Origin of the sequence: Nannocystis bainbridge, from assembly GCF_028368995.1 — a bacterium.
Classification (GTDB): Bacteria; Myxococcota_A; Polyangia; order Nannocystales; family Nannocystaceae; genus Nannocystis; species Nannocystis bainbridge.
In genome coordinates, this window is record NZ_JAQNDL010000003.1 from 2013626 (window position 1) to 2034493 (window position 20868).

A 20868-nucleotide genomic window follows, 5' to 3' on the forward strand; every position below is an offset into this window, starting at 1 on the left:
ACGACACGACCTCGGAGCCATCCTTCGCATTCCGCCCCGCGAGAAAAACCGCACGACGGCAAGGTTGTCGACCCGGGTCCGGCGCGCTAGCGTGCATGGAGATGACGCGGTGGCTGCTCCCGCTCGGCATCCTCGTCGTGCCCGCCTGTGTCCCGGCCGAGTACGACTGGGTCGTCGTCGACGCGCGCTTCCGCGGGCTGCTCGTCGAGGTCGTCGAGCCGGGCGGTTACAGCTCCCTCTTGAACGTGCCTCCGGACCGCCGGCGGGCCTTCATCCTCCCGCTCGACACCGTCGAGCTCGAGTGGAAGGTCGCCGTCTCGCCGGGCATGGAGCTGCCCCCCCCGATCTGGATCGCCTGCTCCTCGCAATGCTCGTCCTCGTTGTGGAGCGGGGTCGATCTCTCCGACCTGCAGGACTGCCCCGATCCGATGCCCATCGGCATCGCGGACTCGTGCCGGCTCGGTGACGACCCCCGGATCCGCGTCCGCCTGGGCGGCGCCTATGCCCCCGATCCCGGCTTCACCCTCCTGCTCATCGGCAGCCGCCGCCCCGACCTCACCTCGGAGACCTGCCTCGAGCGCGTGAGCGCCTCCCCGCGCGGCGAGGTCGCGCCGTGCTTCATCATCACGCGCACGCCTCCGTTCAGCGACACGCCGCTCGGCCTGCCGTTCTTGCCCGGATCGGTCGAGGCTCCGCCCGAGGTCCTCGCCCAGGAGGCCGACACTCACCCCACCGTGCTCGGATTCACCGTCACGCGCGAGCGCGGCGACGTCCGTCAGGACCTCGTCATCGACCTCGGCGACGCCGTCCCGGTCCGCCGCGGCGATCGCATCACCGTCGCGCCGCGCTTCGCCGCCGACGCGGCGCAGGAGTACTGGAAGGTGTCTTCCGGCGATTGGTCGGGCTGGCTCGATCAACGCATTGAGATGTTCGGCTACGAGCCGTCGTTCAGCGAGCCCGTCCTGTTCGAAGGACCCGTCTCCGTCTCCGCCTCCCTCGACAAGCTGCCGCCTCTCACCTTCGTCGTCCCGCACGACGTCGTGCCCACCACCCTCTGGCTCGACATCTTCGACGACCGCCAGGGCAGGGCCTTCGTCGAGCTGCAGTTCGTCCCCGAAGACGAAGCATGATCGCCCTCGCCCTCGCCGCCAGCCTCCTCGCCGCCGCCCCGGCCTCCGATCAGGCCGCGGTCCGGACCAGCGTGCAGGGCACGCTGCGCAGCGCCGGCGAGCGCCTCCCCGTCGCCGGCGCGCGGGTCTTCGCCAGCGCGCGTCGCGGCCGCGCCTGGGTCCGCGAGGCCGTGTCTGACGGCGAAGGCCGCTTCCTCCTCCACGACCTGCCGAGCCGCGACTTCGTGCTCGTCATCGTCGCCGCTGGCCATCAGCGCTTCGAGCAGCCGACCCCTGCCGCCTACTGGTCGCGCCGCAAGCCGCCGACCATCTTCCTCCAGCCGCAGGGCGCCGGCGGCTATCGCACGATCGTCGAGCAGGAGCGGATCACCCGTCCCAGCCCCGTCAGCACCAAGCTCTCGCCCGAGGAGATCGCCAACCTCCCCGGCAGCCAGGGCGACCCACTGCGCGCCTTGCAAAACCTCCCCGGCGTCGCCCGCGTCCCTGGCGGCCTCGGCCTCCTCATCCTCCGCGGCGCCGCCCCCAATCAATCCCAGGTGTTCTTCGGCGAGCACCCCCTGCCCCGCGCCTTCCATATCCCCGGCCTCGCCAGCATCGTCCCCGCCGGCGTCCTCGGCGGCATCGAATACGTGCCCGGCAACTTCTCCGCCCATTACGGCAACGCCACCGGCGGCATCATTCACATGACCCCGCGCGTCGGCCGGCGCGACGGCATCCACGGTCAGGCCAAGCTCGACTTCATCTCCGCCGGCGCCCGCCTCGAGGGCCCGTTCGGCAGGGGCGGCTCGTTCATCCTCGCGGCCCAGCGCGGCTACCTCGACCTCGCCCTCAAGGCCCTGCCCGACGACGCCACCAACGGCCTGCCTGCCATCAATCCGCGCTACCACGATTATCAATTCATCCTCGACCACCCCGCCGGCCGCGGCGGCACCGTGACCATGCGATTCCTCGGCGCCGCCGACAACTTCAAGTTCCGCGCGGCCTACAGCGACGGCGAAGGCATCTCAATGCAGAGCGGCTTCCACCGGGTCGACCTCGCCTACCGCAAGCGCCACGGCCGCTGGGACTTCCTGCTGGCCCCCGCGCTGCGATTCGACCGCACCGAGCTCGACGCCGGCTGGGAGTTCAACCGGCGCCGCAACGACATCGTCGGTCTCCTGCGCGCCGAGGCCAGCGTCCGGCCGTGGCGCCCGCTCCTGCTCACCCTCGGCCTCGACACCCAGCTCGACCGCTACCGCTCGTTTCGCCGCGCCCGCGGCGGCGAGGACAACCTCCTCGTCGACGACCGCACGCGCGGCTTCCTCACCGGCACCGGCGTCTACCTGCACTCGCAGCTCGAGCTCGGGCGCTACGCCCTCGTCGCCGGCGCCCGCTTCAACGTGTTCACCGGCGAGAGCAACGCCGCGCACGCCGTCGATCCGCGGCTCCTGCTGCGCTACGACCCGCACGAGCGGGTCCGCATCCAGCTCGCCGCCGGCATGTATTCGCAGGCCAGCTATCGCCGCGACAACGCCAGCGCGGGCCTCTTCAGCCAGTGGGGCGCCCCCGACATGCCGCTCGGCGGGCCCACCGTCTACTCCGGCGATATCATGGCAGTGTTCCCGGCCGCCATTCGCTCCCTCGATCCCCAGCTCGAGTTCGATCCGCAGGGGCGGATCGCCGCCAGTCGAGCCGTCCAGTACAGCGCCAGCCTCCACGTCGATCTCACCGAGAGCATCAAGCTCGACACCACGGTGTTCCATCGCAATTTCCGCGCCAACACCCCCGCGGAGCCCGACATCCCGGAGTTTCCCGACACCCGCACCACCACCACCGGCGTCGAGGTCATGCTGCGCCACGACCTCACCGCCCGGCTGTTCGGGTGGATCGCGTACACGTGGATGCACGCGACGACCACGGTCTCGTTCCCCGAGACGTACGCCTCGCTGAAGTTCCCCAGCGACTTCGACCAACGCCACAACCTCGTCATGCTGGTCGGCTACAAGCTGCCGCGCCGCTGGTCGATCGCCGGCCGGTTCCGCCTCGTCTCCGGCCTGCCCTACACCCCGTTCATCGGCGCGATCGAGGGCGACGGCACCCACGCCCTCGAGTACGCGCCGCTGTTCGGCACCACCAACGGCGCCCGCATGCCGGTGTTCCACCAGCTCGACCTCCGCATCGATCGCACGTGGATCTTGCAACGCTGCGTGGTCGGGGCCTACCTCGACGTGATGAACGTGTACAACCACCAGAACGCCGAGGGCATCATCTATTCGCCAGACTTCTCGCGCACCAAGACGGCCGTCGGCCTGCCGATCCTGCCGGTCCTCGGCGTGCAGGTCAGCTACTGAGCCCTCAGGCCCGGCGACATCGCCACGTAGACCAGGCCCACGACCGAGCTCGCAATACGAGCGATGTCCGGGTCCGTCGACAACATGTCCTTTCGACCAGATCGCATCGGCCCCCGGTCGAGCGATCGACCTGTCCCAAAGTACATCCCCCGGCGGCGCCCTCGACCCGGGTAAGGAGCAGCACGAGACCCCGCCACTCGCACCTTCGCCGACCCCGACGTCGAACCCGGCCCGTTCGCCGCGGCAGGCGGCGGCGCGCGGCCTCGCGCCGGCGAATCCTCTCGCGGGACCGCGTCAGGCGCCGGGGGCTCGCCGCGTATACTCGGCCCGACCTGTCCCCGCAGACAGGAGGAGCCTCATGGACGCAGCAGTCGGCAACCGCGCCACTCTCGCCTGGTCGCGCATGCAGACCCAGTTTCCGGCCGAGCTGGCCTCGACCGTCGCCTTTGTCACCGACCCCGCCGCCTCACAGGTCACGCGGGCCGCACCGACCCACCGCAGCATCTCGGTCTTGCCGCAGATCGAGACGGACCTCAGCGGCCAGCTGCGGCTCGTGCACGACCCGCGCGACCGTTACCGCTCGCTCGGCGTGGTCGGCGAGGGCGGCATGGGCGTGGTGGAGCACGCCGAGGACGTCGACATCGGCCGCCCGGTGGCGATCAAGCGGCTCCTGCCCGAGGCCTCCCACCCGCTCGGCGTGGCTCGCTTCGTCGGCGAGGTCCGGATCGTCGGCAGCCTCGAGCACCCCAACGTCGTGCCGATCCACGACGTCGGGCTCGACGCCGACGGCCGCTACTTCTTCGTCATGAAGTACGTCGAGGGCGAGACCCTCGGCGAGGTCATCGACAAGCTGCGCCGCGGCGACCCCGGGGTGCACGCCGCCTGGCCGTTCGAGCGCCGGGCCGAGATCGTCCTCTCCGTGCTGCGCGCGCTGGCCTACGCCCACGAGCGCGGCATCGTCCACCGCGACATCAAGCCCGACAACATCATGATCGGCCGCTTCGGCGAGGTGTGGCTGATGGACTGGGGCATCGCCAAGCGGATGGACGAGCCCGACCCCGGGGTCTCCACGGAGCGCAGCGTGGACCCGACCGCCGGCCTCATCGGCACGCCCGCGTACATGTCGCCCGAGCAGGTCCGCTGCGAGCCGCTCGACGCCCGCAGCGACCTCTACTCGGTCGCGGTCGTGCTCCACGAGTTCATCGGCCTGCGCCACTACCTCGCCGACCGCGCCGACAACCTCCACGTCCTGCTCGACGCCATCGAGCGCGAGGACCCGCAGCTGCGCGCGTACGACACGACGCATCAGGGCCCGCCGCCCATCGAGCTGCAGATCGTCGCCGGCCGCGGCCTCGCCAAGGACCCGACCCAGCGCTACCAGTCGGCCGCCGAGATGCTGGCCGCCGTGCGCAGCTACCTCGAGGGCCGCGGCGAGGTCCGCTGCGTCTACTCGTTCACCAAGCGGGCCATGCGCGAGAGCGGCCGCGCGGTCGACCGCTTCCCCCGCCTCGCCGTCGCGCTCTACTTCACCCTGATCGCCCTGGCCCTCGTCGGCCTGGCCGCGCTCGTCAAGCTGCTGCTGCTCGGCTGAGCCCGCGCTGCCGACATTCCCCGAGGGACATGCTCCATCGAGCATGTCCCTTCGATCATGTCCTGAATCCTGGGTCTCCGGCCCAGGAGGCGGTCGGACGACGCCGGCCCGCCGCAACGGCCGCGCTCGATGGTTCGCGGCCGCCTCGCCGTGAGCGACCGCCGCGCCGTTGCTCCGCCGCGCGGCCCGGCCCAGAGATCCGCGCATGATGGGCGGTCTGAATCTCGGAAATATCAAGGGTGTGCGGATCTCCGCCGATTGGAGCCTGTTCGTCGCCCTGTGGCTGGTCGCGGTCAGCCTCGCGCTCGGCTCGTTCCCCACCTGGCACCCCGAGTGGGGCGGCGGCCTGCGCTGGGGCGTCGCCTGCCTCGCCGCCGTGCTGCTGTTCGCCTCGGTGCTGGTCCACGAGCTGTCGCACGCCCTCGTCGCGCGCAGCTACGGCCTCGAGGTGCGCAGCATCAACCTGTTCGTGTTCGGCGGCGTCGCCAACATCGAGCGCGAGCCGGAGACCCCGCGCGCCGAGCTGATGATCGCGATCGTCGGCCCGCTCACCAGCATCGGCCTCGGCCTGCTGTTCATGCTGCTCGGCGGCTGGCTCGCCCGCCTCGGCGGCGACCCCGAGCGACTGCTGCGCGACCTCGGTCCGGGCGCGACGCTGCTGTTCTGGCTCGGGCCGCTCAACCTGTTCCTCGGCCTCTTCAACCTGCTGCCGGGCTTCCCGCTCGACGGCGGGCGGATCTTGCGGGCCCTGCTGTGGCGCGCGACGGGCGACCTGCAAGCGGCCACGCGCTGGGCCTCGCTGGCGGGCCAGACGATCGGCTTCGCGCTGGTGTTCGCCGGGCTGGCGATGATCTTCGGCGCCCGCCTGCCATGGCTCGGCACCGGCGTGGTCTCCGGCCTGTGGATCAGCGTGATCGGGTGGTTCCTCGCCAGCGCGGCGGCGATGAGCTACCGCCAGCTGGTGATCCTCCACCTCGTCGAGGGCGTGCCGGTGCGACGATTGATGCGCCGCGAGGTCGCCGCCGTGCCGCCGAACCTGCCGGTCGCCCGCCTGGTCGACGATTACCTGATGCGCAGCGATCAACGGGCCTTCCCGGTGCTCGCCGGCGAGCGGCTGGCCGGCATCGTCTGCCTCGACGACGTGCGCGTGGTCGACCGCGACGTGTGGAGCGACGTCGACGTCGGCACCATCATGACCCCGGCCGCCGCGCTCGAGACCGTGCGCTCGGGTGACGAGCTGACCGTGGCCATGCGGGCCTTCAGCCGCAAGGACGTCGAGCAATTGCCGGTCGTCGACGACGAGCGGCTGGTCGGCGTGCTGCGCCGGCGCGACATCCTCAAGTGGCTCGAGCTGCAGGCCCCCCGCAGCGAGCGGCCGGTCCACCCGCGACCGGCCTGATCGGCCCGCGGGCGCGCGAGCCGGCGACAGGTGGCCGGCGCGCACTCGCCACGGCGCCGCTCGCTACATTCATGATTGCCCCGCACGCTGGCCCGCCGCGGCGCGTCGGCGGTGGCACGAATCGCAAATCGTCCAACGCTGCGGCCATGTCATTCACCAAGATCTCTCTCCCGCTGACCGTCGCGCTCGCCCTGGCGCTCCCGGGCGTCGCCGCCGCCGAAACCTCGCCCACCCCGCCGCCGCCGGGCACGGTCCCCGGCGCTCCCACCAATCCGAACCCGACGACGCCGCCGACCCACAACACCGAGGCCAACCCCACCAATGTGAACACCGACGATCTCTCCGACGCGGAGATCCTCATGGTGATCGAGACGATCAGCGACCGCACCGCCGAGCACAATCGCCGGGCCCAGAAGTCGGTCAAGCACAAGCGCGCCAAGAAATACGCCGACAACCGGGTCAAGCACGCCAAGGCGGCCAAGAAGCGGCAGACCGCCATGCGCAACCGCCACAAGCTCAAGCCGCAGCCCAGCGAGTTCGTCACCGCCTACGGGATCGCCATCGACGGGTCCTACAAGGACCTCGACACCGCCGCGAAGGGCCCCGAGTTCGACACCACCTACATCGACGACGAGATCCAGGTGCTCACCGACGTGCTCGACGCGGTCGACCGCAAGTTCATGCCCAGCGTCGACCTGCCCGAGCTGCGCGACGAGCTCAACACGGTCCGCGCCCAGGTCGCCGCCGACCTCGTGGAGGCCGAGGCGATCCGCGGCGCCCTGCGCGCCCAGCCGGCCGCCTGACGCTCGCCGCGCACGCCAGCGTCACCCGGGCACGCGGACCACGACGGCCTCGCTCGCTGCGGCGCAATACGGGCCGCACTCGGTGCCGTTGGGCCAATTGCCGACGTACGTGGGTCGATGGGTCCCCTGCGCCTGCACCGTGCCGTCGCGGGTCACGGTGATCGTGAGCTCGTCGGGGCCGGTGACGGCTCCTCCGTCCTCGCGGATTTCGGTGAGCGCGAGGGCGAGGCCGTCGCCTTCATGGGTGGCGTCGACGTCCCAGCGCACCGGCTCCCCCTCGAGCTCGCCCATCGCCGTGAGCGAATCGCGGTCACAGGCAGCGTCGGGCGGCTCGGCGGTCGCCAGCGTGCACTCCCACTCGAGGACCACGGCCGCCGATTGCAGGCGGAAGTGATAATCGCCGGGCCGAAGCGAGCCCCCCGCCGTCCCCTCGTCGACGACGCGGATCCACGGCTCCACGGCGCAGCCCGACTGCGTGCACACCTCCGGCTCGCTGCAGGCCGCCACGACCAGGACAGCCAGCGCCCGGTACCTCCAGGACGGTCCCATCAATCGTCCCATACGACCAGGACCTTGCGCTGCTGCCACCATTGCTCGAGCGTGCGCCCCGGGTCGGCGACGCAGGCGATCGTGAGCGGGCTGAGTCGCACGCTGATCGGGTGCGACGCCTTGCCGTCATACGTGCCGATGTCGACCACCGCGGCGCCGGCCAGCTGCAGCTCGTGGCGCCGCAGATACTCGCGGATCGCCGGCACCTGCAGGTCGACGCCCGTGGTCGCCTCCGCGTGCGGGTTGCGCAGGGTCTTGGCCAGCGCGATCAGCTCCGAGAGATCGGCCGGATGGGCGGCGAAGTTCGCCGCGTAACTTTGATAATAGACCGACTCCAGCGCGTCCTCCTGGCGCACGAATTCGCCGTCGACCTCGTAGCCGATCGCCCACCGGTCCTCGCCGTATTTGCGGTCCCACTCGCGCTGCCGCGCCGTGCGCTGCTTTTCGCCGCCCGCCTTGCCGAGCCGGCGCTCGGCCACTCGCCAGCCCATCTCAGCCGTCCTTCGTCCCGCCCTCGCCCTTGTCGTCGAGGAGGTGCGTCAGGGCGTGTCCGGAGGGCAAGATCGCCTCGCTCACCAGATCCAGCAGCGGCGGATCGTCGCTCGGCCTGGGCGCCGGGACCTCGGGCTTCACGACCTCGGGCGCGTCGGGCACGAACGTCACCGCGACCTCGAGCCCCGGCGACGCCTGTGGCTCCTCGAGCCGCGAAGGCTCCGTCGGCGTCGATTCAGTCACCTGAATCACCGGCGCCTCATCGCTCGCTCGCGAAGCCTCCGCCGCCCGCACGCCGGGCGACGATTCGCCCATCCGCGTCGGCAGCACCCCGGGCGCCTCCACCTTCGGTTCGAACGCCCGCGTCGGCAGCTCGCCCGGCGCCTCGACCTTCGGCGTCACCAGCGGCGCCACGTTCGACTCGTGCGTCACCGTCGTCCCGGCCGGCGCGCTGATGAACACGTGCCGCACCAGCTCCGGCGCCCCTGGCCCCGACCCGCGCAGCACCGTCCGCTCCGCGCTGCGCGGCGCTCCCGGCGGCGCGAACCTCGGCACCTCCGCCACCCGCCCCGAGCCCGACTCGCCCGGCAGCAGCGTGCGCGGGGCCAACAGCAGGTCTCCCGGCGTCCGCCCGCCCGACGGCATGTCGACCGCGAACAGCCCACGACGCCCGCTGCCCGACTCGCCCGGCAGCAGCGTCGTCCCGCCTAGCACCGGCCCGTCCGGCACCACCGTCATGCCGGTCACCACCGGCCCCTCGGGCACCACCGTCATGCCGGTCACCACCGGCCCCTCCGGCACCACCGGCTCCTCCGGCGGCAGCGTCTTGCCGTCCGGCCCCGTCCATGCATCGACCCGCTCGCCCGGCGACGACGGCGGCACTGCCACCATTCGCTCGCCTTCGCCCGCCGGCAACCTCGTGACCTCCACCGGCGCCTCACTCGCTACGTCCGCCGCGCCGAGCACGGCGCCCGCGAGCACGACCCCGCTCCCCGGCTTCACGCCGAGCACCTCGTCGACCGTCGGCGCCCGCGCCACCATCCGAGCCGGCCCCGCAGACATGTCCTTGCCGCCATGTCCCGAAGCACCGGTCCCGACGGACATGTCCTTCTCACCATGCCCCGAAGCACCCTTCCCTTCGGACATGTCCTCCGAGACATGCGCGTGCCCCAGCGGCGACACCGCCACCCCGAACGCCACGCAGGTCGTCGCCACCGCCGCGAACACCAGCGTCACCAGCGACTCCGTGCCCGGCACCGCCGCCGCGTGGGGCAGCGCCGCCAGCCCGGCGACCAGCATCCCGCGCGGCCAGCCCAGCGCCAGGGCCGAGAACGTGCGCTCGTCGACCCCGCGCAGCACCAGCCGCGCCGCCAGCAGGCGCAGCACCACCAGCAGCAGCCCGAGCACGATCCCCATCGCCAGCAGCCCCCACGGCGGCCCCAGGTTCATGCCGAGGTACGTAAACAGCAGCACCCGCGTGATCTCGACCGTGCGCGCGTGGTCGTCGAGCGCCGAGCGGAAATCTTCGTCGGCCGCCTCGACGATCGTTCCGCGCGGCCGGAACAGCGCCCCCACCAGCGGCCCCGCGTTGCTGACGACCGCGCCGAACACCAGCACCGCCAGCGCCCCGATCCCGCCGAGCGTGTCGGTCACCACGTACAGCGCCAGGATCGCCGCCAGCGTGTACGGATAGACCCCGCGGCCCGGGCCGACGCGGCGGATCGCCGTGATCCACAGCAGCCCGGCGAACGCCCCGAACGCCAGGCCCAGGCCGAAGCCGGCGGCGATCGCCGCGTACGCCTTGCCCACCGGCACGCGCAGGCTCAGCAGGTCGATGCAGAACGCCGTCGCCGCGATCGCCAGCGCCCCGGTCAGCGCCGCCTCGCGCTCGAGCGCCGCCACCAGGCCCGGGTGCGCCCGCCGGTACAGCGTCGGCGCGAACACCTCGGGCGCGGTGCACAGCATCAGCGCCCCGAGCATGAACGCGTGCGTCCAGCTCCACACCGGCAGCAGGTGCAGCCCCGACAGCGCCTGGCTGAACAGCGCCACCAGCGGCACCACCAGCGCCGCCCCGGCCAGCGCCAGCTTGCGCGCGCGCACGACCTGCTCGCTGGCTGCCCCGAAGACCATGTCGCGGCCGGCCTCGAACAGCACGATGATCACCGCGATCGCGGCGAAGAACGGCGCCAGCGCGGCGATCGTCGCCGGCGGCACCAGCCCCGTGGCGCGCAGCACCACCCCGAGCACGATCAGCCACGCCGCCTCGGGCACGTTGGTGCGCAGCGCCAGCGGGCGCACCGCCGCCGCGGCGGCCAACAGACAGGCGATGGCGACGAGAAAGACGGTGACGGGCGCCATGGGGGACCGTCAGTGTGCCACAGCGCCCGCGCCTCGCGGCCGGCAGTCACCGCCGCCCACCGGGCCCGAGCGAGCGCCTGGCCGCCGCTCGCGCCACGAGCGAGCCGCGACGCCCCGCGCTGGTTATCGACGCGCGGCCAGCCGGCGCGCGAAGTAGAGCCCCGCGTAGACCTTGAGGTCGATGTGGTGGCCCTGGGCGACGCGGTCGTCGAGCCAGGCCTCGACCTCGGCGAGCGGCACCTCGAACACGGTGATCTGCTCGTTGCCGTCGCCGCCCCCGGGGCCGACCTTGCGCAGGCCGGAGGCGAGGAAGATGGTGATGCACTCGCTCGTCAGCCCGGGCGAGCTCGGGCCGTGGGCGACTTGCTCGATCTGGCTCGCCTCGTAACCTGTCTCTTCGACCAGCTCACGATTCGCCGCCGTCGCGGTCTCCTCCGCCTCGTCGCCGGGCGTATCGCCGACCAGCCCGGCCGGCAGCTCGACCGCGATCCCGCCGAGCGCCGGCCGCGGCTGCTCGATGAGCACCAGCCGCCCGTCGTCGGTCACCGCCACGATCGCCGCGGCCCCGCGGGCCCCGCGGCGCTCCACGTACTCCCACTTGCCGCGGCGCACCAGGCGCAAGAAGCGCCCGTCGCCAATCGTCTCGGTCGCCGGATGGGTCGCTTCCTGCAGGCTCGACATCCCCCCGACTATCGCAGCCGCGCCGCCCTTTGGCCAGGGCTGCCGGTCACGCCCGACCCCGACCTTCACCCGGTGCGCGGGTCCGGGTAGCCTCATGCGAGTGACGGCCGCCCGCCTGCTCAGCCTCGACGCCCTGCGCGGCCTCGCCGTCGTGTTGATGATGGAGCAGCACATGGCCGTGTGGCTGTGGCGCTCCGACCCTGGCCTCTCGCCGATCGCGCAGGCGCCGGTGCTGATGGCCTTGAACGGCCTCGGGGGCCTCGCCGCGCCGACCTTCATCACCCTCGCCGGCGCCGGCACCAGCTTCCTCGCGCGCAGCCGCACCACCGGCCTCGACGCGATCCTGGTCCGCCGCGGCCTCATCGTCATGGCCTTCGGCTGGCTGCTCAACCTGCTCACCCCGAGCTGGTTCTCCGCCGGCTCGTGGTTCGTCCTCCACCTCATGGGCGTGGGCATGGTCACCGCCCCGCTGTGGCGGCGCCTGTCCGATCGGGCATTGCTCTTCGGACAGGCGATGTTCCTGCTCGCCGCGCCGTTCGTGCAGCACTGGCTCGTCACGCCCGAGCTGCTCGTCAACGATCGCATGCGCCGCCTCGACCTCGCCGGCGGCCCGCTGCGCCTCGCCCTCGCCGAGGGCCAGTTCCCGATCGTCCCGTGGCTCGGCCTGTTCCTCGGCGGCATCGTCGTCGGTCGCTGGCTGCAGCAGCGCCGCACCGCGCCGATCCTGCGCATGGCGAGCGTGCTGCTCGTCACCGGTGTCGCCCTCGCCGCCGTCGGCCTGCGGCTCGGACCCCACGAGGGCGTGTGGCACCGCCTGTTCCAGATCCGCCTGAGCTTCTACCCGGCCACGCCAGCGATCGTCATGTTGCTCCAGTCGGGCACGCTGCTCCTCTTGCTCGCCGCCCTCGCGCTCGAGCGACGCGGCAAACTCGACGAGCGCGGCTGGCTCGTCCCGCTCGGCCGCGCCTCGCTCACGCTGCTGCTGGTCCACGTCGTCGTCTTTCGCGAGCTGACACGACCGCTCGGCGCGTGGCAGGCCTTCAGCTCAGAGGTCGCGCTCACCATCGTCGCGATCTGGGTGATCTTGTGCGCGCTCGCTGCGCGCCTGTGGCAGCGCGTTGGCTATCGCTACGGCGCCGAGTGGCTGCTCCGGATCTTCGGCGGTTAAAACGCTGACGACGTTGCCGGCGCATGCTCTGGTCGCGCCTATGCAACCGGCTCAAGTGCTCGCCGTCGCCGCGACCGCCGGGGAATCCTCGGTGCGACGCAAGTCGCGGTTCACCACCCTGCCTCCTCAAGTCCTGGACTTCGCGCTGTCGCTGGCGACTCAGGGCCGCGCCATCGTGCTCGTCAGCGTCGTGATGGCCGCCGTCGTGGTCGTCGCCGCCGACCCCGGCCCGGCCGCGATCGTCGGCTGCAGCGCGTTCGTGTTGGTGCAGGCGGTCTCTTTCTTCAACCCTGTCTCGTTCGACCGCGCCCGCACCCGCACGCGCGACCTCGTCCGCTACGCCGCGCTCGCCGTGCTGCTCGTCGCATTGCCGGGCCAGCTCGCCGCCGACGCGCCGGTGATGCTGCTCGGCCTCGCCGCCGCCTGCGCCGCCCCGCTGTCGTTCGCCCCCAAGCTCGCGGGCATCTGCATCGCGGGCCTCAGCCTCGCCTGCGCGCTCGGGGTCGTGGTCGCCGGCGGCCCGGCCGGGGCGGCGCTGATCGCCGCGCTGACGGTGGCCGCCGCCGGCGTGCCGCTCAACCTCGTGCTGGCGCACCACGGCCGCAGCGGCGAGATCTTGCGCTCGGCGCTCGGCCGCCTCGAGCGCGAGATGGAGAACCGGCAGCAGATCGAGGATCAACTGCGCCGCACCCACGACGAGCTCGAGCGCCGCGTCGAGGAGCGGACGATCGCGCTGACCCGCGCCAACCGCAAGATGGAGTCGGAGATCCGCGTGCGCCGCCAGGCCGAGGAGCAGGCGCTCGAGGCCAATCGCATCAAGAGCTCGTTCCTCGCCAACATGAGCCACGAGCTGCGGACCCCGCTCAACGCGATCATCGGCTACAGCGAGATCTTGCTCGAGGACACGGCCCGCCCGGCCCTCCGCGAGCTGCACGACGACCTCGGCAAGATCCACGGCTCGGCCGAGCACCTGCTCGCGCTCATCAGCGACATCCTCGACCTCTCGAAGATCGAGTCCGGCAAGATGGACATCAACCTCGAGGCGTTCCGGCTCGATGACGTGCTCGCCAGCGTGATGTCGCACCTCGCCCCGCTGGCCGAGCGCAACGGCGACACGCTCAAGCTCCGCTGCGCCCGCGATCTCGGCGAGCTCAAGACCGACCGCACCAAGCTGCACCAGATCCTGAGCAACCTGCTCAGCAACGCCTGCAAGTTCACCCACAACGGCCGCATCGAGCTGTCGATCAAGGCCCAGGGCGAGGGCGGCCGCGCGTGGTACCGCTTCGAGGTCAGCGACACCGGCATCGGCATCGCCCCCGACGTGCTCGAGCGCCTGTTCGCCCCGTTCGTCCAGGCCGACTCCTCGACCACCCGCAAGTTCGGCGGCACCGGCCTCGGCCTCGCCATCAGCCGCCACTACGCCCGCATGCTCGGCGGCGACATCACAGTGCGCAGCCAGCCCGGCGTCGGCTCGACCTTCACCCTCCGCCTGCCGCAGGAGTCCATCGACCCGCGCAAGGCCGGGGTAATCCTCGTCTCGCATTTTTAAAGTGCATGTCCCTCGGGACATGTCTCGAAGTTCGCCGACCCCGTACATGACCTTCGGGACATGTCTCGCCGAAGCAGTCGGCTCGTGCATGACCTTCGGGACATGTCTCGCCGACCCGCGGCTTGTGCATGACCTTCGGGACGTGCCACGCCGACGCCGAGCGCCGCCAGCGGGGGCCGGCCCGGCCCGGCGACGCACCTGAGCGACGGCCCGCCCGGGCTCGTCCTCCCGCGCGTGCGCCTCGGGATCGGCCCGGACAAGGGCCTCCCGCGCGGCGCGCGATCGCGCCGGGCCTGGACGCTCGCGGGACCCGTCGTCGCGCCCCGCCGCGAGCCCGCGCCGATGCGCGGAGGTCCGCCGCGGCCTCCGTGCGGATCCACGCCGGGTCGAAGTGGACACGACTGTCCGTTTCGACCACACTCCTCCGGCCGAAGGAGTGCCCCCATGAACCAGCCAGCGTTCCCGACCCTGCCCCCGAACGCGTCGTTCGTCACCCGCGTCCGCCTCAGCCTGCACGCGCTCAAGGTCCTGACGGACGACCCCGGCAACACCTACTACGGCCCGCTGGTCAACGCCTGCCTCGACGGCGACACCTACGCCAAGCTGGCCCGGACCTGGCGCGCCAGCGACGACGGCCGGCAGATGCTCGACGAGCGCCCGACCCTGCAGGGCCGCGAGCTCGACCTCGACGCCCTGGAGCAGCTGCCCGCCGGCACTCTCGGCCACGAGTTCGTCCGCTACTTCCGCGACAACGGCATCCAGCCGTTCGAGACCACCTTCCCGGTCGAGAACGACGTCGACTACCTGAGCAAGCGTTACCGCGAGACCCACGACCTGTTCCACGTCCTCACCGGCTACGGCACCGACGAGCACGGCGAGATGCTGCTGCAGGCGTTCGTACTCGGCAACCTCGGCGTGCGCCAGGCGGTGCTGATCCTCGCCTACTCGGTCCCGCGGCGGGTCAAGGTCGCCGGCTGGAAGGACCTCGTGCCCTACCTCGGCCGCCTGCGCGCCGCCTACCGCCGCGGCCGCCGCTCGCGCGAGCTCCTCAGCGTCAACTACGAGAAGCTGTGGTCCACCCCGGTGGCCTCGCTGTCCCGCCTGCTGTGCGCGCCGGCATGATTCGCCTTCGCCGACGAGATGTCCGAGAGAACATGCCCATGCGGACATGTTCTTTCGGCCACACCACCGCGGCGCGCCTCACTCGGCGAGGGTGAGGACCCGGGTGTAGACGGCGTCGGCGACCGAGAAGTACGGCGCCAAGAACGGCACGGCCGGCAGCCCGGGCCAGGGCGCGAGGGACGGGTTCGGCAGCAGCAGCAGCGCGCCGCCGCGGTGCTCGAGGCGCGCCCCGGCGACCATCTTCTGGCCGAACCACACGTTGCAGCGGACCACCCGCAGGCTCCCGTTCGCGGTCTCACCGAGGATCGCCCCGTGCCCGTCGCGCAGCTCGACGCCGTGCTCGAACAGCTCGAAGCGGTACAGCGTGCGCCTGAACGAGGCCATCTCGGGGCGCCCGAGGATCGCAAAGAGCACGATCAGCGCGGCGAAGGCGAAGACCACGGCCGGCGCCGCGAAGCAGGCCACGAGCGGCAGCGAGGGGTCTTGCCAGCGCACCAGCGGCGCGAACGCGGCCGCCGGAACCAGCGAGCACACCGCGACCGCGAGGACGAAGCGCACCGCGTTCGTCTCCCACACGGTCTCACGCGCGAGGGCAGGTCTCGCGGCGCCAGGAGAGGCTGCGTTCGTCGTCACCGGGATCGAGTAGCACGGCCCGTCGCGCCCGGTCGACGGAATCCGCCCGAAGACGCCGCGCGATCGCTCGCCCAGCGCGCTCGCTGCAGCGCTTCGCTCGCGCTGCGCGGCATCGCCAGGCCCTCGTCGCGCGGCCGCGCCGATTGACGCCGGTCGCAGGGTCGCCTCCCGCCGCGATGGAGGCTCAGTCCGGGCTTCCTTCTCGACTACGATAAGTCCCAGCCCGGACGCTCACCTCCGCTCATTTTCTGCGCGAATGAACCTTCGGACATGCCCTTCAAGGCATGTCCGAAGATTCATATCCATCTGTTCTTTCGGACACCCGCCTCACGGCGGAGGCGTGTCGTCGTCCTGGTCGCTCGTGATCGGCGGCAGCGGGCGCTTGCCGGGCGGCGGCGGTGGTGGAGCCGGGCGCGGGCGACCGGGCGTCGGCGGCGTGATCGCCTCTGCCACCGGGCGCACCGGCTGCGGACCACTCGCGTTGGTGCGCGCCACCGTCGGGCTGCGCGGCGCGTCGAGCTCCGCCTCCAGCGGGGGCGGCGGCGCCTCCATCGTATCCGTCATGCGGAACCGCGACGCGCGCGGGCGCGGCGTCGTGTCTTCGTGGACCAGCCCGCCGCTGTCGGTCGACTGGCTCATGAAGATCGCCTCCGACACCCCTGACTGGGCCGCGCGCGGCACCACCATCGTCTGGTGGATCGCCGCCTGCGCCGGCACCGGCCCTGAATTGCGGCTCGCTGGCGGCGGCGGCACCGGCCGCGGCGGCGTCGGCCGCCACAGCGGCCGCCACAATCCGCCCTGCGCCGCGCTCTGCCAGCCCCACGGCAGCCAGCGGATCAGCGACCACGCCAGCCACAGCGCCCACGCCAGCATCAGCCCGCGGTACCACCACAGCGACACCGAAAGCACCCACGGGCGCGGCATCAGCCCGCCGACCCCTTCGACGTACTCCACCCGGTCCTGGTACCAGCGCAGCGAGCTCGCGTACGACCCGTTGCCTTCGATCTGCATGTCGGGCTGACCGAGCAGCCCGGCGTGCACCGCCGCGATCAGGGCCGAGCCCGCCAGCAGCGTCCAGCCCGCGATCGTCAGCTGGCGCAGCGCGAACCATCCTGGCGTCAGGTCGACCCGGCGGCGGCGCCAGCCGAGCAGCAGGAACCACCCGATCACCAGCATCGCCTCCGGCACCGACACCGTCGACAGCCCGAGCCCGAGCAGGAACCACTGATGGCCGCGCAGCGGCGACACTGACAGGCGGGCCAGCACCGCCGACCCGATCAGCAGCACCACGATGTAGCTCCAGAACAGCACCGCCGGCCCGAGCCGCGGCCCGCCCAGCAGCAAGATCCACCGGCTCGGCGGGAACTCGACGTGGACCTCGGCGTTGACCGCCGCCGCCCCGAGGTCGACCACCGGCGCCGTGTAGCGCTGGCCCAGCGTCGCCGCCTCGCGCCACTCGAGCTGGACCCGCTGCACCCCGGGCGCCACCGGTACGCGGACCTGCTGGCCCTCCTGGCCGATCGGCTGCTGCGCCCCGTTGATCAGCACCTTCTGCAGCTGCGCGTCGGCCGGCAGCGCCAGCGTGTGATGGCCGCCGCGAGACGAGCGCAGCTCGAGCTGCAGCTCCGCGTCGACCGCCCGCATACCTGGCCGAAGGGTCAGGCGCGCGAAGTCGAGGGTCAGCGTCTCGCCGGGCACCCCGGCCGGGCGCGAGATGTCCAGCACCACCTGTTCCCCGGGCCAGGGCGTCCAGACCTGCAGCCCCTCGGCGCCGCGGCGGGTCGGCGGGATCCCCCCGGCCTCCACGTGCCACACCGGCCCCACCATCACCTCCCACACCTCGCTCCACGGCGCCCCCGTGGCCGCCGCCAGCACGATCTGCGGCGAGATCGGCAGCACGCTCGTCCACTCGACCACGTCCTCGTCGGGGCGGATGTTGACCAGCACCGCCCCGGCCTCGACCCGCTGCTCCGCCGTCGTCACCGACTCGCCCGGCAGCAGCGGCACCTTCAGCACCACCGCCGATCCGCGCGGCGTGGCGCGGACCACCCGCGTCGTCACCTCCCACGACAGCCCCAGCGTCAGCGCCCGCTCGACGCGCACGAACGGCGGCAGCGTCCCGACCTCGAGCGTCTCCGCCTGCGCCGCGTCCTGCTTGCTGGTCCGCGTCAGCTGCAGCACCTCGTCGGCCAGCCCGTCCTCGTGCAGCCCGGCGACCGACCAGCCCTCGGCCCTGGCCGTCACGCGGTGCGGCCCGAGCGGCAGGCGCAGCTGGATCGTCTCGCGGTTCGGCAGCGGCCCCTCGAGCACCACCTCATGTCGGCCCGGCTCGAGCGCCAGTCGCAGCCCGCCGTCGCTCGTGCGCATCAGCCCGCCTGTCGCCGGCGAGCCGTCGACGCTCACCTGCGACGGCAGCCAGTGCTCCGCCGAACCGGGCAGCGGCGCCTCGACCTGGGCCGCCGCGTGCAGCTCGACCACCAGCCGCAGCGCCGACCCGCTCGCCTCCAGGCGCATGCGCGGGCTCGTCACGCAGTCGGGCAGGCAGCTCGGCGGCTCGGTCAGGCGCGCGCGCAGTTGCTCGAGCGTCGCCGCGTCCGGCACCTCCGCCGCCGTCGCCGTCGTCGGCAGCAGCAGCGCCGCCAGCGTCATCATCACCGTCGAGCCGATGGCCGAGTTCGGCCGCTGCGGCGGCGCCTGCCGCCGCTTGCGGAACACCCCGAACACCGCCAGCACCAGCGCCACCAGGAACAGCACCCGCACCCCTGCGAGCGCCAGGTTCACGTGCGGCGGCACCAGCACGAAGCTGACCTGCTGCGCCCGTTCGACCGGTCCGCTCCAGCGCAGCGGCACCGAGTGCCATGACCACCGCGGCACGCCCGGACCGGTCTGCACCACCGTGCTCGCGTCGTACTCGCGCAGCTTCTTCTGCTGGCGCCGGCGATAATCGCCGCTCAGGCTGGCCCCGCTCGCCCCCCACGACGACGACACCGACTGCTCCTCGTCCTCGTCGAGTTTTTCGGCCAGCTTCGCCCGGCCCATGCGGCCCTCCTCGCCCCCGTACGCCTTCCCGCCCTCGGTCTCGAGGTCGTTGGCCTTCTGGTCGAGAGAGCCCGGGGCGAACGTCGCGGGCGGCATCTCCTCGGCCATCACTGCCGGCCCCAGCTGACCTGTCGCAAGGGCCAGATCGAAATTGTCGCGCCCGCGCTGCTCGAGCGCCGGGTACAGCCCCTGGCGCAGCTGCTGGATCGCAAACACCGAGCAGATCCCCGCCAGCATCACCAGCGCCGCCAGGCGATAGCCGCGGACCAGCGAGCGCAGCCAGCTCTCGGGCAGCGCCCGGTGCAGCGCCTCGCCCACCAGCACGAAGATCCACACCGACCGCGGCGCCATCCACTCGGGGAAGATCAGCGCCAGCGTCACCACCGCCAGCACCCCCCAGGCCCAGCCGTACAGCCTTGCGATCGCGATCGCGATCACCAGCACCATGAACAGATCCAGCAGCGTCCAGCGGCCGAGCCACGTGTCGTCCACCTGATCGACCCCGGTCGCGTGCAAGATCCGCCAACCTGGCGGCAGGTGCAGCGTCCCCGTCACCGACGCGAAATCGTGGTCCCAGTCGACCGCCGACACCGACGGGCGCAGCCCCCCCGCGGGCACGCGCAGGTCCGCCGCCAGCGACACGTTCGGGCTGCGCAGCTCGATCCCTGCCTTGTTCGGGTCTTCGCGCGCAGTGATGAATTGCGGCTGCCCGCCGACCGCCACCGCCCCGAGGCGGGCCGAGCCCTGCATCTCGAGCCGGCGTGTGCCCTGCACCTGGCCCTCGATGCGGTCCTTGACCGTGAACCCGCCGCCGTCGAAATCGAGCCACCAGTCGCGGGCCAGCGCCAGCTGATCGGGCCCGCGGTCGGCCTCGCCGCGCTGCGTCACCGTCAGCTGCAGCGCCTGCCCGGGGCGGGCGCGGAACGCCGGGAACGAGCGCCACGCGTCGGGCAGCTGCGTCTGTTGTGGGTCGACCGCGTCGAGCCCGGCGAACTCGACCCGCCGCAGCTCCGGCGTCGGCGCGAACACCCACACCTCTTCGCTGGCCCACGGCCCCTCGTTGCTGGCGAGGGCGATGCTCTGCAGGTCACCCGGGTGGCGCGCCTCGATCCGGATCGTCCACGAGCCCGGGCGCACCTGCACGCGCACGCGGCCGTCGGGCTCGAGCCGGGCCGGCAGCTCGCTCGCCACCTCCATCGCCACGAAGTCCGGCGGCAGCGCCTTGCCCAGCAGCTCCTCGCGGCTCTTGCCCGCCACCTGCAGCGAGATCTCCGTCGTCAGCCGCAGCGGGATCGCGTCCGTCACCTTGCGGTGCACCACCACGTCGAGCAGGTTCTGCTCGCTCGCCGCCTCCACCTTCTTCTGCAGCCACAGCGTCCCGTCGTTGTCCCGGCGCGGGAGCGCCTCCGGCTTGCCGCGCAGCTTCAGCGCCAGCAGCCCCGTCTCGGCCGGCACGCTGAGCTTCTCCGGCATGCTGTCCCACAGGAACGCCCCGGTGATCCGGTGCGCGCCGGGGCCGAGCTCGACCACCGGCAGGCCGCCGCGGCTCATCACCACCGCCGCCTGCCCGTCGACCTCGACCTCTTGCGGCCAGCGGCGCGCGTCGCCGGGCAGCGGCACCATCCCCTTCGCGTAGAGCTGCCAGCGCTGGGTGAACGACCCGCGCTCGTCGGCCAGCTCGAGCTCGAGCTGCGACGGCCAGGCGCAGCGACGCTCGCTGGTGCTGGCATGTACGTACGGACATGACCGATCGGACAGGGGCTGCAGCACCCACGGGATCCACTCGCGCAGCGCCTCGGGGATGTCCGCCGGCGCCTGCGCGACCGGTTCGACCGGGGCTCGTGGGGGCGCCGCCGCGGCCTCCGCCGCGAACAGCAGCATCATCAGCGCGAGGACCCAGTGCAGCTGCCGAGGCGTGGAGCGAGTCATGGGGGACCCAAGGGTACAGCGAGCCCAGGTGCCCGGGACAGGGCGGGACCCCTGGTCGGCCGCGGGCCCTCGCCCACCCGGCCCGCCCGTGGCAC

At 72.4% G+C, this 20868-nt stretch carries 14 protein-coding genes; 8 read left to right on the plus strand and 6 right to left on the minus strand.

Annotated features, from left to right (window positions below; genetic code table 11):
- Positions 1-101 precede the first annotated feature (101 nt).
- The 5 genes from POL25_RS33155 to POL25_RS33175 all read left to right on the plus strand — a co-directional run bounded on the left by POL25_RS33155 (position 102) and on the right by POL25_RS33175 (position 7253).
- Positions 102-1130 carry a hypothetical protein gene (locus tag POL25_RS33155; RefSeq protein ID WP_272090312.1) on the plus strand — a complete coding sequence of 343 codons (1029 nt, stop codon included), beginning with the start codon at positions 102-104 and terminating at the stop codon, positions 1128-1130.
- Positions 1127-3460 carry a TonB-dependent receptor gene (locus tag POL25_RS33160; RefSeq protein WP_272090313.1) on the plus strand — a complete coding sequence of 778 codons (2334 nt, stop codon included), beginning with the start codon at positions 1127-1129 and terminating at the stop codon, positions 3458-3460. Before POL25_RS33155 ends, POL25_RS33160 begins: the two co-directional genes overlap by 4 nt.
- Before the next feature lie 358 nt (positions 3461-3818).
- On the plus strand, positions 3819-5051 hold the full coding sequence (locus POL25_RS33165) for a serine/threonine-protein kinase (protein WP_272090314.1): 1233 nt from the start codon (positions 3819-3821) through the stop codon (positions 5049-5051).
- A 205-nt stretch (positions 5052-5256) separates the two neighbouring features.
- Complete coding sequence (locus POL25_RS33170) at positions 5257-6450, plus strand: site-2 protease family protein (protein WP_272090315.1); 1194 nt, start codon at positions 5257-5259, stop codon at positions 6448-6450.
- 146 nt (positions 6451-6596) lie between these two features.
- Positions 6597-7253, plus strand: a complete 657-nt coding sequence (locus POL25_RS33175; RefSeq protein ID WP_272090316.1) for a DUF4142 domain-containing protein — start codon at positions 6597-6599, stop codon at positions 7251-7253.
- Between the two features lie 21 nt (positions 7254-7274).
- Here the strand turns inward: POL25_RS33175 and POL25_RS33180 are convergent, their stop codons facing one another.
- The 4 genes from POL25_RS33180 to POL25_RS33195 all read right to left on the minus strand — a co-directional run bounded on the left by POL25_RS33180 (position 7275) and on the right by POL25_RS33195 (position 11333).
- The gene (locus tag POL25_RS33180) at positions 7275-7802 is read right to left on the minus strand and encodes a hypothetical protein (RefSeq protein ID WP_272090317.1); all 528 of its coding nucleotides are present in this window, start codon (positions 7800-7802) and stop codon (positions 7275-7277) included.
- Positions 7802-8293, minus strand: a complete 492-nt coding sequence (locus tag POL25_RS33185; RefSeq protein WP_272090318.1) for a hypothetical protein — start codon at positions 8291-8293, stop codon at positions 7802-7804. The genes POL25_RS33180 and POL25_RS33185 overlap by 1 nt, the downstream gene beginning before the upstream one ends.
- A gap of 1 nt (position 8294) precedes the next feature.
- Entirely contained in the window at positions 8295-10652 is a 2358-nt protein-coding gene (locus POL25_RS33190) for a cation:proton antiporter (protein WP_272090319.1), read from the minus strand.
- A 123-nt stretch (positions 10653-10775) separates the two neighbouring features.
- Positions 10776-11333, minus strand: coding sequence for an NUDIX hydrolase (locus POL25_RS33195; RefSeq protein ID WP_272090320.1), 558 nt, complete (start codon positions 11331-11333; stop codon positions 10776-10778).
- A 100-nt stretch (positions 11334-11433) separates the two neighbouring features.
- Between POL25_RS33195 and POL25_RS33200 the strand changes: the two genes are divergently transcribed.
- The 3 genes from POL25_RS33200 to POL25_RS33210 all read left to right on the plus strand — a co-directional run bounded on the left by POL25_RS33200 (position 11434) and on the right by POL25_RS33210 (position 15172).
- Positions 11434-12501, plus strand: coding sequence for a DUF418 domain-containing transporter (locus POL25_RS33200; protein ID WP_272090321.1), 1068 nt, complete (start codon positions 11434-11436; stop codon positions 12499-12501).
- Positions 12502-12541: 40 nt separating this feature from the next.
- A complete protein-coding gene (locus POL25_RS33205; protein WP_272090322.1) occupies positions 12542-14050 on the plus strand; it encodes a sensor histidine kinase in 1509 nt (502 codons plus the stop codon).
- Positions 14051-14494: 444 nt separating this feature from the next.
- Positions 14495-15172: a Coq4 family protein gene (locus POL25_RS33210; RefSeq protein ID WP_272090323.1), complete on the plus strand. Its 678-nt coding sequence runs from the start codon at positions 14495-14497 to the stop codon at positions 15170-15172.
- A 78-nt stretch (positions 15173-15250) separates the two neighbouring features.
- Here POL25_RS33210 and POL25_RS33215 read toward each other — a convergent pair whose 3' ends face one another.
- Both POL25_RS33215 and POL25_RS33220 read right to left on the minus strand, forming a co-directional pair.
- Positions 15251-15805 (minus strand): hypothetical protein, encoded by a 555-nt coding sequence (locus POL25_RS33215; protein WP_272090324.1) that lies wholly within the window; start codon positions 15803-15805, stop codon positions 15251-15253.
- 327 nt (positions 15806-16132) lie between these two features.
- Entirely contained in the window at positions 16133-20773 is a 4641-nt protein-coding gene (locus POL25_RS33220) for a hypothetical protein (protein ID WP_272090325.1), read from the minus strand.
- Positions 20774-20868: the final 95 nt, after the last annotated feature.